Source organism: Flavobacterium sp. NKUCC04_CG, assembly GCF_019345525.1.
Taxonomy (GTDB): domain Bacteria; phylum Bacteroidota; class Bacteroidia; order Flavobacteriales; family Flavobacteriaceae; genus Flavobacterium.
The window spans coordinates 103,866-120,390 of record NZ_JAHKRA010000002.1 but is presented as its reverse complement, the minus strand read 5'-3'; the positions used below and the strand labels follow the sequence as shown (position 1 = coordinate 120,390).

Sequence of the window (16,525 nt, the reverse complement as noted above, 5' to 3'; positions counted from 1 at the left end):
TTGATTGACTGTTTTTCAGCAATCTTTAAACATAACTATTTACTATGTCAGAAAATTTAGTAGTGCCAACTATGGCTGAAATGATGGCAAAAGGAGAACAACCTGAAGTTTTATTTTGGGTAGGATGCTCTGGAAGTTTCGATGATCGTGCAAAAAAAATTACTAAAGCATTTGTAAAAATATTAAATAAGGCTAAAGTACCCTTTGCTGTTTTAGGGACGGAAGAAAGCTGTACTGGGGATCCAGCAAAGCGTGCGGGAAATGAATTTTTGTTTCAAATGCAAGCGATGATGAATATCGAAGTACTCAATGCTTATGAAGTAAAAAAAATAGTTACGGCTTGTCCACATTGTTTTAATACTATAAAAAATGAGTACCCTGAATTGGGTGGTAAATACGAAGTGGTTCACCATACGGAGTTTTTAAAAGGACTGTTAGACGATGGACGATTAACCATAGAGGGCGGTGTTTTTAAAGGAAAGCGAATTACTTTTCACGATCCTTGTTATTTAGGAAGAGCCAATCAAATTTATGAGGCGCCGAGAGAATTAATTCAAAAATTGGACGCTGAATTGGTGGAAATGAAGCGCTCTAGAGCTAATGGACTATGCTGTGGTGCAGGAGGTTCGCAAATGTTTAAAGAGCCCGAAAAAGGCACTAAAGACGTTAACGTTGAACGAACGGAGGACGCTCTGGCTTTAGAACCAGAGATTATTGCAGCGGGATGTCCATTTTGTAATACCATGTTGACCGACGGAATTAAATTTAAAGAAAAAGAACATCAAGTTAAGGTGTTAGACGTAGCGGAATTAATCGCTACAGCACAAGATTTATAATTATGTACGTACCATTTGAAGAAATGCCTGAGCATTCGAGAATTTGGATTTACCAATCCAATCGAAAATTCTACGATGAAGAGGTTCAAGATATAGAGAAAGATTTGTTGGAGTTTACTAGCCAATGGGCAGCACATGCAACACCCCTTCAAGCTTCGTTTATTGTTAAATACAATCGATTTATCATACTCGTAGTCGATCAAGATGTGCATCCTGCTTCGGGCTGTTCGATCGATGCTTCTGTAAGAATTATTCAACAATTTGAACAGCAGTACAACGTAGATTTGATGGATAAAATGAACGTGACCTATAAGTCAGGTGATTTTATCGCATACAAAACTTTAATTGACTTTAAGAAAATGGTTAAGGAAAAAGCCGTTTCTGAGCATACTATTGTTTTTAATAATCTAGTCAACGACCTAGGGGAGTTTCACGACTTTTGGGAAGTTCCTGCAGCAGAGAGTTGGCATAGTAGGTTTTTTTAAGCAAAACAGCAATACCTTATTTAATAAAATCATCATCCAATAGCTTTGAGTGATGATTTTATTGTTTCAATCCAATAATATGAGAAAATTAAGCATCCTATTTTTGTTGCTATCAACAGCCCTTTTTGCACAGCCACATAATAAGAAAGCACAAAAGGTTTGGGTCGATAGTGTATATAATGCTATGACATTTGAACAACGTGTTGGGCAACTTTTTATGGTTGCTGCCTATTCAAATAAGGATAATGCACATCTGAAAAGTTTAGAAAAATTGGTGGTAGAACAACAAGTTGGTGGCTTGATTTTTTTTCAAGGTGGACCGGTTCGACAGGCTAAAATGACCAATAGTTTGCAAAAATTAGCCAAAACACCCCTGTTAATTGGAATTGATGGCGAATGGGGATTGAGTATGCGATTGGATTCGACTCCTCGTATGCCGTGGAACATGACTTTGGGTGCGGTCCAAGATATGGCTTTGATTAAAAAAGTAGGGATTAGTTTGGCAGAACAATCCAATCGAATGGGTTTGCATTTTAATTTTGGACCTGTTGTAGATATCAATACCAATCCAAAAAATCCTATTATTGGAGTTCGATCTTATGGTGAAACCCGTGATGTGGTTACTGATAGAGCTGTTGCCTTTATGGAAGGATATCAAAGTAAAAACGTTTTCGCTACAGCAAAACACTTTCCAGGACATGGAGACACTTCTACCGATTCGCATTATGCCTTACCGTTGATGGATTTGGGTAAAGACCGATTAAACAAGGTAGAATTATATCCGTATAAAAAACTAATTGATCACGGTTTAGCAAGCGTGATGGTGGCGCATTTAAGTCTACCAGTGATCGAACCCGACCCTAAATTACCAACTTCCTTGTCTTATAATGTAGTTACAAAACTCTTAAAGGAAGACCTCGGTTTTGAGGGACTTATTTTTACTGATGCGCTCAATATGAAGGCAGCATCGAATTATTTAAAACCAGGAGAAATTGATTTGGCGGCTTTTTTAGCGGGTAACGACGTTTTGCTGTTTGCAGAGAATGTACCCACTGCATTAATTAAATTTAAAGAAGCTTTTGATGCCAATATCGTTACAGAGGAGCGTTTGGCGCACTCGGTGAAAAAAATATTGAGTTTTAAATATAAAGCGGGTTTAACGGATTATAAACCAGTACAAATCGGAAATTTAATACTTGATTTAAATAGCTATCAATTCGATGATTTAAATGCGCAATTGTACGAAGAGGCGATGACTTTGGTTAAGAATGATAAACACGCTTTGCCCATTGCTCATTTAGAAAAAGAAAAAATTGCTTATTTTAAATTAGGTGATGACAACGGCGATGATTTTCTTAAACAACTCAATCAATTTGCAGAAGTAACGGCAATAGATACGACAGCTGAAAATTTTAGTCTCCAGAATCTAAAATTATATACACGCGTAATTATTGGTTATCACAAAGCCGATAATCCTTGGAGAAAACACGATTTTTCTTTTGATGAATTGAATTGGATTAATAAAATAGCGGCTCAAAATAAAACAATTCTAGTTTCTTTTGCCAAGCCGTATGCCTTGTCTGCGGTTACGAATTTTGAGCCTATAGAAGCTGTTGTTCAAGCCTATCAAAACAATAAATTTGCACAAGAGGCTGCTGCTCAACTTATATTTGGAACTATCGCTGCCAAGGGTAAGTTGCCGGTAAGTATCAATAGTAATTTTACAGAAGGAACAGGCCATAAGACCAAAGTACTTTCGCGATTGGGCTTTTCGACTCCTACTAAGGAGGGGATGGATCCTGTTAGACTTCAAAAAATAGATCAAATAGCTCAGAAGGCAATTGATGATCGATTAACGCCAGGTATCCAGATTGTTGTGGCACGACACGGCAAAGTAGTTTATCAAAAATCTTTCGGATATCATACTTTTGACAAACAGCAAGCCGTACTAAACACGGATGTGTACGATTTGGCTTCTTTGACGAAAATTTTGGGAACTTTACCGTTATTGATGAAGGATTATGACGCGGGAAAAATAACGATGAAATCCAAATTGGGAACGTTGATTCCCGAATTTGACCGTTCGGATAAAGAGGATATTACCTTACAGGAAGTCTTGACACATCAAGCGCGACTTCAGGCGTGGGTTCCTTTTTATAAGAGTACTTTAGACGAGCAAAATAAACCTTCCAAGCTTTTTTATTCCAATCATTATTCAGAGGAATTTCCAGACCAGGTATCGGAAAATTTATTTATCAAAAAAGGGTATAACAAGTTGATTTTAAAAGCTATTGCAGAGAGTAAGTTGCTTCCTAAAAAACAGTATAAATACAGTGATTTGGGGTTTATAGCATTAAAAGAATATTTGGAACGCTCTAGTAAGCTAAGTTTAGATCAATTGGCAGAAAGTACACTTTACAGTAAATTGGGCGCGACTACGATGACATATAATCCATTGAGAAAAAGGGATATGAGTACGATTCCACCAACCGAAATAGATAATTATTTCCGATATACTACAGTGCAGGGATATGTACACGATATGACGGCTGCTATGGAAGGCGGTGTTGCTGGGCATGCCGGTTTGTTTGCCAATGCTTTGGATGTGGCTAAAATGATGCAGATGTATTTACAAAAGGGTAGTTACGGTGAAGATGTTTTCTTTTCCGAACGCACTTTTAACGATTTTAATAACTGTTGGTTTTGTAAAGATGGAAATCGAAGAGGAGTTGGATTTGACAAGCCTCAAAAAGCGGGTACAGCGGGACCTACTTGTGGGTGTGCATCTATGACTAGTTTTGGGCATACGGGCTTTACCGGTACCATGACTTGGGCCGATCCAGAAAGCGATTTGATTTATGTGTTTTTGTCTAATCGTACCTATCCAGACAGCAACGATAACAAATTGTCGAAGGCAAATGTACGTGAGGATATTCAAGAAGCTATATATAAATCGATAATTGACTAAGGTCGTACTAAGTATTTTTAAGTTAAATTACTGAAGCTCAGTAGTCAAAAGTTAATGTTTTAAAATATCTAAAAAACCCTGCTGGCATTTTTATTTATATTATTTTAGGGGTCGATAAGGAAATATAATTTATGAAAATAGGAATAGTATGTTATCCCACTTTTGGGGGTAGTGGAGTAGTAGCTACAGAATTGGGATTAGAATTAGCTAATCGCGGTCATGAAGTTCATTTTATAACGTATAGTCAACCGGTTCGCTTAGCGCTTTTAAATAGCAATATTTTTTATCACGAAGTCAACGTTCCCGAATACCCTTTGTTTCATTATCAACCCTATGAATTGGCTTTGTCTAGCAAATTGGTCGATATGGTAAAACTGTATGGAATTGAAGTCTTGCATGTACATTATGCTATACCTCATGCCTATGCGGGTTATATGGCCAAACAAATGTTGTTGGAGCAAGGGATATCCTTACCCATGATAACGACCTTACACGGTACAGATATTACATTAGTCGGTAATCACCCTTTTTATAAAACAGCTGTAAGCTTTAGTATTAATCATTCTGACTTTGTGACTTCGGTTTCTGAAAACTTAAAAAAGTCAACCTACGAATTATTCGATATTCAAAAGGAAATTCAAGTGATTCCCAATTTTATAGAACAAAAACATTACGAACAATTTGACGATTTGGAATGTAAACGTTCGGCTATGGCTGTGCCGGAAGAGCGCATCATAACACATATTAGTAATTTTAGAAAAGTTAAGAGAATCAAAGATGTGATCTTAATTTTTAATGGAATACAAAAAGAAATTCCAGCCAAATTAATGATGGTCGGTGATGGTCCAGAAAAGGAAAAAGCGGAGCAATTGGCTTTGGAGTTAGGCATATACGACAAGATTATATTTTTCGGAAATAGTAATGAAGTCGATAGAATTTTATGGTATTCTGATTTGTTTTTATTACCGTCAGAAACCGAAAGTTTTGGATTAGCTGCCTTAGAAGCCATGGCGTGTTCTGTACCAGTTATTTCAAGTAATTCTGGAGGATTACCAGAAGTAAACGAACAGGGCTATTCCGGATTTCTGAGTAATGTAGGCGATGTAGAGGATATGATTAAAAATGCGCTCACCATATTAAGAGATGAGCATACTTTGGAAACCTTTAAACAACATGCTAAAGAAGTGTCAAAGAAATTTAATATCGACCAAGTATTGCCACATTACGAAAACTTGTATTTAAGGGCTTTAAAACAAGCTAAATAGCCTATTTATAAAAATGGAAACAGTAAAATCATTTAATATATAATCCTTGTGATTTTAATTGTAAAGTCATTGGATTTATTAAAAGTATAGGTCAAAAACTTTAAAAATGAGTTTTTGACCTATTTTTTTATAGTAGAATTTAGTGTTTACCTAAGTTTTTCGTAGTTAATTGATTTGCTTTTACCTTTCAATTAGTTTGTTTGCAGTGGTGTTTTTGGATTGAATCAACTTCGTTCATTCAAAAAAGCAAAAATGTATTTGTTTTTGAGATCAGCTACTAACTGCTAAATACATTTTAGTAGTGACGTCTGTTTGGCTTTATACTGTAAGAAATTACACGATAAGGAAGCAAGTTGTATAAACGATATGCACCTATAGCGAATATATAATGCGGTATTGTTGTATTAACTGCTTTGCTAATGATTATAAACGGCTGTATTAATATTTGGATTCTCAATTTGTAAACTCAATTAAAATATTGCTTACATATACTTCTATTTGTACTAGTAAAATCGTTCCTTTGCACGCTGTTCAATAGATTATATGGAAACGAATAAAAAGGGAATAAAAGACAAACTGGTCAAAGCTTTAAAAATAACGGGAATTACCATAACAGCAATTTTGTTGTTGATGTATGTTATTCCATTGTTTTTCGCGGACAGCATTACTAAAAGTATTAGGGATTTGGCCAATGAAAACATTAAGGCCAAAATGGATTTTGAAACCATTGACTTGTCCTTTTACAAAAAATTCCCCTTGCTCACGGTTACTGTTGAAAAACCCGAAATCAAAGGTGTAGGTCTGTTTGAAGATAAAACCTTATTGCAGGCGAGTTCGATTTCATTCGGTGTTGATTTATGGAGCTTGATACAAGATAAAATAAAGCTTAATACGGTTTATTTAGACGATGTTGAATTCCATGTCCAAGTGGATTCGGCTGGAAATGCCAATTATAATATTTGGATCAGTGAAGAAGATAAGGTAAAGAAAGATAATGATGCAACTGATTTGCGAATTGAAAAGATAAAAATCACTAATGCTCATATATTTTATCAGGATATTGCAAACAAACTTCAAATTGAGGCAAAAGGTTTTAATTACTTGGGGACCGGTGATTTGAGTTCAGAAGTATTTGAATTAAAAACATTAGCAAAAATGGAATCGTTTGATTTGATTTTTGACGGGGTGGCCTATGTAAAACAAAAACCTGTTTCGGCTAAATTAATCACTAAAATTGATACCAAATCCCTTAATTTTTTCTTTGAAGAAAACGATTTAAGAATTAAAGAATTACCTGTTTCTTTCAAAGGTAAATTTGGATTTTTAGACAAGGGATATGACTTGCTTTTTGATGTGGTGTCCTCTAATGGGAAACTAGAGCAATTACTATCACTTTTACCAACGGAATACCAATCGTGGTTGGATCAAACGGAAATTAGCGGTATATCGGATGTTATCTTTCAATTAAAAGGTCAGTATATAGCCGAGGAAAACATTAAACCAAGTGTGAAGTTTGGATTAAAAATTAAGGATGGTTCTGTAGCTTATAACAAGATGCAAAACCCACTTAAGAATTTTAATTTGGATTTTAATTTGGATTTGCCAGATTTGGATTTAGAACGTTTAAAAGTGGATATAAATAGTTTGGATTTTAGCCTTAAAAACAAACTGACAAAAGGAAGTTTTCACATTTTGGGCTTGGAGTCTCCTATCGTTTCTGGCGCCTTAAAAAGTTCTTTGGATTTAAAGGTATTGCAAGAGGCAATAGGCTTGCAGAAGATGGATTTAGCAGGACAATTGGATTTGGACTTCGAAATGGAGGGCCAGTATGCCCGAGCTGTTGTGATTTCAGGATTGCGAAAAAATCAAATCGATACCTTGGTCACGAGTATTCCAAAGTTTAAACTTGACGGTCAAATAAAAGACGGTTATTTTAAAATGGCGCAATTGCCAGCTGCTTTGGAGCAAATCAATTTCAACTTGTTGGCCGAAGCCAAAGACAGTATATATCAAAACACTTCAATACGCGTTCAAAATTTATCAGCTCAAGCCTTAACGAATTTTATTAAAGGGCATTTAGAAATTAAAAATCTAAAGAATTATGATTTAGATGCCAATATTCAAGCACAACTAAATTTGGCTGAAATTTCGAAATTTGTACCTGTGGATCGAGTTGAAATGCGCGGTGATATTTTGGTAGATGTAGTGGCAAAGGGAACCTATGAACCGCTTAAAAAACGCTTTCCAATAACCAATTCTGTAGTCAAAGTACATCAGGGATATATCAAGATGTTAGACCTGCCTGAATTGCCCCTTGAAAACATAGATATCGAAACTTATATCAGTAGTAAACGAGGATCGTATAGCGATTTGTTGATTAAAGTGTTACCGATCCAATTTACTTTAGCAGGAGAGCCGTTTAAAATTGATGCGGATTTGTATAATTTAGACAATTTGAGATACCATATAAACTCTAAAGGAAGTTTGAATATTGGAAATATTTACAAATTGTTTAAAATAAAGGGATTAAATGTCGACGGTCTTATACAAACCAATTTATCTTTAAGGGGGCTGCAAAGTGATGCAGTTGCAGGAAATTATAATAAACTTAGAAATAGTGGACAATTGATTGTGGACCGCATATTCTTAAAATCGGAACTCTTTCCTCAACCTTTGAATATCAAAAAGGGAGTATTTAAGTTCTTTAAAGAAAAAATGCTTTTTGAAGATTTTAGAGCAACTTATGGAAGTTCTCGGTTTTCGATGAATGGGCATTTGTCCAATGTTATTCAATTTGTCACGACTGATAATGGGCAGCTACAAGGAAAGTTCGATTTTAAGAGTAAATCCTTAAATGTCGATGAGTTTATGGTATTCGCAGCTCCTACACCTGTAAAAGCCTCGTCCAAGGCTGTTTCCAATGCCGGTGTTGTGATGATTCCATCCCTATATAATATGGAGTTCAATGCCGATATTAAACAAATCAAATACAGCGATTTGCTGTTGAAAAACTTTGTGGGTAATCTTGTTACTCAAAAGGGTAAAGTCGTGGTTAATCAGGCCAATTTTGATTTGGTAGGTACTCAAGTCAATATGAAAGCAAGTTATAAGCCCTCCTCGTATTCTAGAGCGCATTTTGATTATGAAATAGACGCTTCTAATTTCGATATTCAACGTGCTTATAAAGAGGTTAAACTCTTTAGAGAAATGGCGAGTATGGCCAAGGATGCCTATGGAGTAGTCTCTCTTAAGTACAAATTAAACGGTACTTTAAATGGAGACATGTTTCCGATAATGAATACCTTGGAAGGTAGTGGAACCATGACTTTAGAGAACATTCAATTCAAAGGTTTTAACTTACTTAATTCCATAGCGGATAAAACGGACATGAATTCCTTAGAGGACGGTAGTGTTTCAAAAGTAGATATCAATACCAGCATAAAAAACAATGTGATGACCATAGAGAGAACCCGTATGAAAATGGCAGGATTTAGACCGCGATTTGAAGGGCAAGTTACTTTAGATGGTAAGATGAATATTGGATTTAGATTGGGATTACCTCCGTTGGGAATTATCGGTATCCCTATGCGTATTACTGGAACTGCGGATAAGTTTAATATCAAACTCGGGCGTTATAAAGAGGAGGAAATGGAAGACAAACCCGATGAGGAGGATGTGGAAGAAGCCAGACAAATAGAATTGGCTAAGCAAGCCGCTTTGGAAGCGGACACCAATGCCGCTCCTAATGCTGCTAATGCGGGCACAGCACCAGTAGTAGAAACAAAATAGTAATTGATGATTAGGGTTATAAAAGAAATGGCTGTCTTATAGAGACAGCCATTTCTTTTGTTTATTGTTGTCGTTGACAATACTATTTGCGTTTATAAACGCTTAAGCCTTCTTTAATCGTTTCCATAACGACGAGATCTCTTATTTTTTCAGGTTGTATGGTCAAGGGATTTTGGCTTAGTATGACCATATCTGCTAATTTTCCAACTTTTAGTGAGCCTTTGCGGTCTTCCTCTTGCAACTGGTAGGCTCCTTTGATGGTAATCGCTTTTAAGGCTTCTAAAGTTGAAATTCGTTCGTTGGGACCCAATATACGTCCGGATCTAGTTTTTCGATTTACGGCTGCATAAACGGCTGTTATCAAATCGGGAGGTGTAACCGGAGCGTCGTGATGTATGGTAAAGGGAATTCCCGCTTTTAAAGCAGACTGTGCTGGACTGATAAAAGCCGCACGTTCCGGTCCAAAAACGCTTGAATAATGCCAATCACCCCATAAATAGGTATGGGTAGAAAAATAGGAAGGGATGAGTCCAAGGGACTTGATTTTTTGAATGTGATCGGGACGGCTGTTTTGTACGTGAATTAAAGTCACGCGTAGCTCCGGCTTGTAGATTCCCTCGTCTTTTAATTTTTGAATAACCCTGAGAGCTTGGTCGATAGCGGCATCGCCATTAACGTGTAATTGGGCTGTAATATTATTTTGAAACAAGGTTTTTAAATCGGCATATAAAACATCATCTGTAAATATGGGAAAACCTTTGTAATCGGAACCTTGTCCTTCAGGAGGTACTAAATAGGGTTGTGTTAACCAAGCCGTTTTTCCCTGTGGAGAACCGTCGTTTGAAAATTTAAACCCCGCCAATTTTAAGCGATTATGGTATTTCATATAGTCGGGTTTCAGTTGCTCGAAATCCTTTTTTACATTTTCGTAATCGGGAAAGTAAACGATGTCTGCTTTAAATAGCCTTTTAGACGCTGCTTCTTTAAGTAAACCCAAACTTTCACCCATCGTTCTACCATCACAAATGGTCGTTTGTCCATAACTCAACCATTCCTCTTGAGCTTTTACTAAGTTTTGAAGGGATTGTGATTGTAAAGTATCGGCTCCCAATTGGTAACTGTCTTCACTGTCATTAACTGATGCATCGCCTGTGGGATTCATTTTTTTCATTAAAGTTAATAGGGCGATAAAACTGGCATTTTCCTCCAATTTCCCGTTGAGTTTCCCCGTTTTTGGATAACGCCCCAAATGCCCACCAACGGGGTCTTTTGATTGATCGTTAAGCCCTACTAGTGCCAATAAAGCACTGTTTCCAACACTGGCGTGCCCAGAGGCATGGATGACGATAATAGGTACTGTGGTGCTGACAGCATCTAATTCCTCCTTGGTAGGATGACGGTGTTCAACCATAATGGCATCGTCATAACCATTGCCAATAAGGGGTTGGTCGTTTTTTAACGGAGTTTTCTCAAGCTGCTTTCTCAGTGTGTTTTGTAAGTCTATAATTGAATTTACAGTGCCATAGGGAGTAGGTGATAAATCTACCGCTTGCATCATGCCTGCTCTGGAGGTTAAATGTCCGTGTACATCGATAAATCCCGGCATTAAGGTTTTTCCGGCTAAATCTATTCGTTCGGTTTTATCGTCGATAAAACGATCGGCCTCTGCTTTAGTGCCGGCAAATAATATTTTCCCTTTTTTGATTAAAATTGCCTCCACTTCGGGTGTTTCATCTTCCATTGTTAAGATGGGACCTCCAAAATATATAGCATCGGCAATCGCTTCGTTAGTATTGTTTTTTTTACAAGCACCTAAAAGTAAAGTTAGGGAGAGGAATAAAATTAGTGGTTGTTTCATAATCGGTTCTTTTTTGACGAAGGATTAAAAGTAGTTAAGTAAAGGTATTGGTTATTTTAACATAATGGATATAGAAGCCGATTATTTTATCCTAAAAACATTGTTTTATTTTAATATAACCACAGATGATTGTGGTTTTTTAAATAGTTAAGGGCTTGTAGTTATGGTTTAAGTTTTTTTTCTTAAATAAAACTTATTTTTTATAATAAAAAATCATAAAATTAAATTTGAACACTTAACTTTGGCGCAAGAAAATAGTTAAATATATGAAGACAACTAATGGAAGTAGTTGGTTTAAAAAGTTTATCGAAACCCTTTTAACAGCCGTTTCAATAACTAATTTTTTATTGGGGTTTGTAACTGTTTTGCCTCAAAAAATCATGCAATACTTTCCGATGATGATGCTGTCAAGTTGGGTTGCTTCGGTGGTTTTCGCCTTAGTTTTTACGATTTACTGGCACAAAGGAGAACGCAAACAAAATTTAAACTCGGAAAGAATTCACGCTTGGCTACAAGGAATTTTAAGATACCTTCTTGCTTTTTTTCTGTCGATTTATGGATTTGCAAAATTGTTTAATGCACAGTTTGTATCGTCGTTTCACTTAGATGATTCCCTAGTGAGTACTTTAACAGGATCTCAATTGACATGGAATTATTTTGCTTATTCGATTGAACTTAGTGTTATAATAGGTCTATGTCAAATAGGAGGTGGAATTCTTTTATTATTCCGTAGAACAACACTTGCCGGAGTAGCGATTTTGTTGCCCATTATGCTAAATGTGGTTTTAATCAATCAATTCTATCAAATATCTATAGGAGCATTTATCAATTCGGTGGTTTATACATCGGTTTTGATTTATTTACTTTCTTTATATCGCAAAGAACTGATCGAGTTGTTTTACGAATATAAAAACAAGCTGCCAGAAGTGTGTAAACCGAGTTTGCGCAATACCGCACGAATAATGAGTATAGGCTTGGCTTTCGGATTTGTTTTCTATGTTGTAAACAAAAATAAAACGGATGAAAAGTATGTGGGGAAATGGGAAGTGAATAGCCTGAGTAGAAATGGAAAAACCATGTTAAAGAATGATTGGGTTCAAGATTCAACCGCGTGGAAAGTGGTTTATTTTGAGAACAATAAGCAGATTTATCTCTGTCCAAATCCCTTCGTATATGAAGATGCCCGCTCGTTGTTTTTGACGTATCAATACGAATCCGGTACTGATGATTTAACAGTGATTTCCTATGAGCGAAATCCTCAAATGCCCGATACTATTCCGATTCGAGTTAGTGTGAACAATAAAAAACAGTTGCAATGGGATTGGATTTTATATGGGGACACCATTCAAATGCAGTTGGTTAAAAGCAAGTAATATTTAGGAATTGATCTTTAACGGAGATTGTCGTTTATAATAGCATTGATATTGATCAGATAATATTTTGAATAAACGCTTCCAGATTATCCGATTTGGTCAATTTAAATTTGAGTTTTAATCGGTACTTATTCATTCGAATCGTTTTTAGTTCGACATGTAATAAATCAGACATTTCTTTGGAGGGCATTTTCATAAATATATATACGCAGTATTTTAAATCCAAAGCGGTTAATTTTTGAGCTGCGTGTTCTTGTAAACGACTGTAAAATTCGGGATGAGTTTTTTTGATGATGTTTTCAAATTCTTCAAAATTCTTATCCAAGCGTTGCTCCGTTTTTATGATATTAACCAATTCGCGCTTGTTTAAAGCAGTCGTGTTTTGAATGTTTTGCTGTAAGTGTTGCAGTATATTATTCTTGTGCGTAACTTGTATTCCTTTGGCCAAGACCTCTTTCTGTAATCGATGGGCTTCTTCGGCTTTGAGGTGTGCGTACAGCTCTGCATTGATTTTGGCAATTTCAAGACTTTTAGATTCTTCTTCCTTAAGTTTTTCAAGCAGCCGAATCTCTTCTTTTTTGTGTTTGATAAAGTTAATTATAAAAGCGATAAATAGAATTAGGAGTAAAGTGATAACCCCTAAGCCGACATATAGTAGGTTTTGTTTTCTCTTAAATTCGATTTCCTTTTTCGTAATTTCAAATTTGGCATGTTGTTGTTGACCGATTTTGGTATATTTATCGTCATAGTACTGCTGATAGTACTGAAAAGCAATTTTATAGCTTTGGATGGATTTCTGGTATTCGCCCATCTTGTCATACAGTTGGGCTAATTGATGGTTGAGTTCGTACTTATTTCGAAATTGTTTGGGATAAGTGGAAACGATTGGAATTAACGCTAAGAATAATTTTTCGGCTTCTCTATAATTGCCGTATATCATTTCGGCTTTAATTTCAATCATCCGACGATTGATCACAAAATCTTCATTTTCTTCCATCGGCATAGCCAAGGCTTTTGCCAAATAGAATCGTACGGATTCGAGATTTTCTGAATCGGGTTTTAATTCATTTTTGAATTGATAGGTGTATAACAGGTTGGCAATTATATTGATACATGAACTGTTGCGAACATAGCCGGGATTTTGTTCGTAAACTTCAAAAGCGTTTTTAAGGTTGACCAATGCTTGATCTAACAGTTTGTATTCTTTGGTTCTCTCAAATTCTGCTAAATAACGCACCCCTCTTATGGAATAGGCATAACATAAGGTATGAGGATCCTTACTTTTTAAAGCCTTTTCAACAGCAAGTTTTGAGTATTTTTCTGCATTTTCAATATCAGCTAAATAATAATTGGCAAGAATAGTGTAGTTGTAGGCAATTAACTTATTGTTTTCTCTATCTGCATAACTAAGAGAAGTATATATAGCTTCTAATCCTTCCTTGTCTCCCAAATTTAATTTCATTAAGCCAATGCTGTTGTAGCCAAAGGCTTGTGCATCCTTTTTAGAAGTGTCTTCTATGGCTTGTGTTGTTAAATCAATAAACCGATACGTTTTATTTACTTGACCCAATAACGAATATACTAAGCCCATATTGGAATAGGCATATACTTCGTATTGAGGGTCATTTTGCTGTTTGGCTAATGCAATAGCTTGCTCGCCATTTTTAATTGATAGGAGTGTATCATTTTTTTTATATAGTGCGAGTTCCGACAGTGGAATTATTTTGTCTCGAACAGCAATCGTTTTGCTTTGAACTATATTTTCAAGTGAATCGATAATTTTTTGTTGACACCAAGAAATACAAGGACATAAGCAAAATAAAATAAAAAAACGAAGTCGCATAGATCTAATTGTTACCGTTAAGTCAATGCAATTTATAAAAAAAAAATAGAGATACTGTTGTTTAATAACAAACAAGTACCTCTATTTTTGTTAAAATAAATTAAAAAACACCTATTTATATTTTATTACCGGAAAAAGTCATGGTAACACCTCCTTGTCTTCCAGCGATAATTAACTTTTTGGTTTTGTGGTTGTAGGCAACACTTGGTATTTCTCCCGCAACGGTCATAACGGTTGGATCAATACCTTCTAGCATCAATACACCCTCCACATAAACGGTGGCTGTGTTTTTGACTCCAGTAACATTATTAGTTAGTATGATTAACGCTTTTTCTCCATCAACAATTTCGACTATTGCTGTAGCCTCATTTTTACCAGAATATCCGCTAAAGGTCCCTTCCATATAGGTCACAGGTGTGGTTTTATAATCCCCAATGGTTGACCCACCGTTATCGTCACTACTGCTGCAAGCGTAGAATGCAATAAAAGCGGTTAATGCGAAAGTTACTTTTAAGAAGTTTTTAAAAATGTCTCTTTTCATAGTTTTATTTATTAGAATTATTAATTGGTACAAAGGTAAAGTGTGGTTGTTTAACAATTAAATTCTGGGTGTCTACAAAACGACTACATGGTTTTTAATGTACTGAATATAAGTATGTTGCTTTTATTTTAAAAGTGAGATTACAAAGGAAGTTAAAGGGAAAATAGCGATTTAACCAAGGGGAGCGGGTGAACTACTTATATAGTAGAACACTACCCCTCCTTTGGGCAGTTGTCTAAAGGAGGGGAATGTTATAAAACAAAAGAGGCTGTCCTTTGGGACAGCCTCTAGTCAATATTTTATTTTTTATTTGTGGACGGTTTACTTTCTTCTAAAGGATTTACTTCAACAGGGGGAATAACTACTTTTTGCGATTTGTATAAAGGTATTAAATATGAAATGGAATAATTCATGCCAACTCCAATACCGCCACTATACTTTTTGTTATAGCCAGGTATATATAAGTTTTCAAAATTTTCAGGCTCTTTCTGATAGACTAAGCCGTTTAATCGAACGCTAAAACCCAGAAAAACATTGTCAAAAATTCGCGTTCGTATTCCAGCGACAAATTCAAGCCAATGCGCCGTTAATCCACTAAACTTTTTATTGGGTGTTTCCAAGGTTTTGTCAAAATAGGAATTGGGACTGTAAATCGTATAGGAATTGAGATTTTGAGAAAATGAAGAAAAACCATATCTAAAACCGGCATAAATCATATTTTCTAAATCCATCCAGTTTTGATGTGCATTAAAATCGACACCTACTTTAATAAAGCTACCGTTGGTGGTGAAGTTTAATTGATCTTCATCTTTAGTGATTTTCTCCTTTCCCAATTCAGCAGCTGCAAACCATCTTTTGCTTAATCGATAGTCGGCATCTATTTCAAATCCGTTATAATCCTTGTCATAAAAGTTTCTAGCTGCTCGATATAAATCAGTACCTACACGGAGGCCATAGCGCTGTGGATAAAAGGGAGTTATAGTGTCTTGGGCCGATCCGATACTTGAAAGGCAAACAAACCCTAAACTAATAATATATTTTAATGTGCTCATCTATTTCTGTACTAATATTAGTGGACATAAGTTGGAATCGATTAATCCAATTTCCTTGACCTTCCTTGTTTAACTTAGGATTGGGGTTTGCTGTCGAATTATCTACTAAATTAAAGGTATTTATATACCCACAAGCTTTGCTTAAATAAGTAGTTTCAATACCGTATTTAAAGGTTAAAGTGTCTTTTTTAACATCTTCTTTACCAGCGCTGTTTAACGTAGTCAATTCCAAAATCCAGGTAGTTTCATTGCTGTCCAAACGCAATGGTAATTTAACTTCACTACCCGAACGCAGTATTTTTTTAGGGTTACCAATTTCATAACAGACTAAAGTCCCTGCAGAATTGGGCCGTATAGGATCAAGTCTATCGAAGAATCGGATAAATATACTGGGAGTAGTAGGTGTTGTTTCTGCGCAAATATCATCTTTCTCACAACCGCTAATTGCCAAGAGGATTAACAGCACACCACTGTAAAAACCTAGTTTTTTCATAATTTGAAATTATTTTTTTTAA

The 16,525-nt window shown here is 35.7% G+C and carries 11 protein-coding genes; 6 read left to right on the top strand and 5 right to left on the bottom strand.

Going from position 1 to position 16,525, the window contains the following annotated elements:
• The first annotated feature begins 44 nt into the window (after positions 1 to 44).
• From KO524_RS02140 to KO524_RS02120, 5 genes are all read left to right on the top strand, one after another.
• Positions 45 to 836, top strand: a complete 792-nt coding sequence (locus tag KO524_RS02140; protein WP_219289069.1) for a (Fe-S)-binding protein — start codon at positions 45 to 47, stop codon at positions 834 to 836.
• Between the two features lie 2 nt (positions 837 to 838).
• Positions 839 to 1,321: an ABC transporter ATPase gene (locus KO524_RS02135; protein ID WP_219289066.1), complete on the top strand. Its 483-nt coding sequence runs from the start codon at positions 839 to 841 to the stop codon at positions 1,319 to 1,321.
• Between the two features lie 79 nt (positions 1,322 to 1,400).
• Complete coding sequence (locus KO524_RS02130; protein WP_219289063.1) at positions 1,401 to 4,289, top strand: glycoside hydrolase family 3 N-terminal domain-containing protein; 2,889 nt, start codon at positions 1,401 to 1,403, stop codon at positions 4,287 to 4,289.
• A gap of 131 nt (positions 4,290 to 4,420) precedes the next feature.
• Entirely contained in the window at positions 4,421 to 5,554 is a 1,134-nt protein-coding gene (bshA, locus tag KO524_RS02125) for an N-acetyl-alpha-D-glucosaminyl L-malate synthase BshA (RefSeq protein ID WP_219289060.1), read from the top strand.
• A 543-nt stretch (positions 5,555 to 6,097) separates the two neighbouring features.
• A complete protein-coding gene (locus KO524_RS02120; protein WP_219289057.1) occupies positions 6,098 to 9,343 on the top strand; it encodes an AsmA family protein in 3,246 nt (1,081 codons plus the stop codon).
• An 82-nt stretch (positions 9,344 to 9,425) separates the two neighbouring features.
• Here KO524_RS02120 and KO524_RS02115 read toward each other — a convergent pair whose 3' ends face one another.
• A complete protein-coding gene (locus tag KO524_RS02115; protein ID WP_219289055.1) occupies positions 9,426 to 11,201 on the bottom strand; it encodes an amidohydrolase in 1,776 nt (591 codons plus the stop codon).
• 266 nt (positions 11,202 to 11,467) lie between these two features.
• Here KO524_RS02115 and KO524_RS02110 point away from each other — a divergent pair, with 266 nt between their 5' ends.
• A complete protein-coding gene (locus KO524_RS02110) occupies positions 11,468 to 12,574 on the top strand; it encodes a hypothetical protein (RefSeq protein WP_219289052.1) in 1,107 nt (368 codons plus the stop codon).
• Between the two features lie 55 nt (positions 12,575 to 12,629).
• Here the strand turns inward: KO524_RS02110 and KO524_RS02105 are convergent, their stop codons facing one another.
• The 4 genes from KO524_RS02105 to KO524_RS02090 form a co-directional block, all read right to left on the bottom strand.
• A complete protein-coding gene (locus tag KO524_RS02105; protein WP_219289049.1) occupies positions 12,630 to 14,417 on the bottom strand; it encodes a hypothetical protein in 1,788 nt (595 codons plus the stop codon).
• A 115-nt stretch (positions 14,418 to 14,532) separates the two neighbouring features.
• Positions 14,533 to 14,958 (bottom strand): hypothetical protein, encoded by a 426-nt coding sequence (locus tag KO524_RS02100; protein WP_219289046.1) that lies wholly within the window; start codon positions 14,956 to 14,958, stop codon positions 14,533 to 14,535.
• A gap of 299 nt (positions 14,959 to 15,257) precedes the next feature.
• The gene (locus KO524_RS02095; RefSeq protein WP_219289043.1) at positions 15,258 to 16,010 is read right to left on the bottom strand and encodes a DUF6048 family protein; all 753 of its coding nucleotides are present in this window, start codon (positions 16,008 to 16,010) and stop codon (positions 15,258 to 15,260) included.
• On the bottom strand, positions 15,985 to 16,503 hold the full coding sequence (locus KO524_RS02090; protein ID WP_219289040.1) for a DUF6452 family protein: 519 nt from the start codon (positions 16,501 to 16,503) through the stop codon (positions 15,985 to 15,987). The genes KO524_RS02095 and KO524_RS02090 overlap by 26 nt, the downstream gene beginning before the upstream one ends.
• Positions 16,504 to 16,525: the final 22 nt, after the last annotated feature.

Bases quoted from the DNA above. Each gene is read 5' to 3' on its own strand.
- KO524_RS02095 (WP_219289043.1), bottom strand. From the start codon at position 16,010: ATGAGCACATTAAAATATATTATTAGTTTAGGGTTTGTTTGCCTTTCA.
- KO524_RS02115 (WP_219289055.1), bottom strand. From the start codon at position 11,201: ATGAAACAACCACTAATTTTATTCCTCTCCCTAACTTTACTTTTAGGT.
- KO524_RS02130 (WP_219289063.1), top strand. From the start codon at position 1,401: ATGAGAAAATTAAGCATCCTATTTTTGTTGCTATCAACAGCCCTTTTT.
- KO524_RS02120 (WP_219289057.1), top strand. From the start codon at position 6,098: ATGGAAACGAATAAAAAGGGAATAAAAGACAAACTGGTCAAAGCTTTA.
- KO524_RS02100 (WP_219289046.1), bottom strand. From the start codon at position 14,958: ATGAAAAGAGACATTTTTAAAAACTTCTTAAAAGTAACTTTCGCATTA.
- KO524_RS02090 (WP_219289040.1), bottom strand. From the start codon at position 16,503: ATGAAAAAACTAGGTTTTTACAGTGGTGTGCTGTTAATCCTCTTGGCA.
- KO524_RS02135 (WP_219289066.1), top strand. From the start codon at position 839: ATGTACGTACCATTTGAAGAAATGCCTGAGCATTCGAGAATTTGGATT.
- KO524_RS02140 (WP_219289069.1), top strand. From the start codon at position 45: ATGTCAGAAAATTTAGTAGTGCCAACTATGGCTGAAATGATGGCAAAA.
- KO524_RS02110 (WP_219289052.1), top strand. From the start codon at position 11,468: ATGAAGACAACTAATGGAAGTAGTTGGTTTAAAAAGTTTATCGAAACC.
- KO524_RS02105 (WP_219289049.1), bottom strand. From the start codon at position 14,417: ATGCGACTTCGTTTTTTTATTTTATTTTGCTTATGTCCTTGTATTTCT.
- bshA (WP_219289060.1), top strand. From the start codon at position 4,421: ATGAAAATAGGAATAGTATGTTATCCCACTTTTGGGGGTAGTGGAGTA.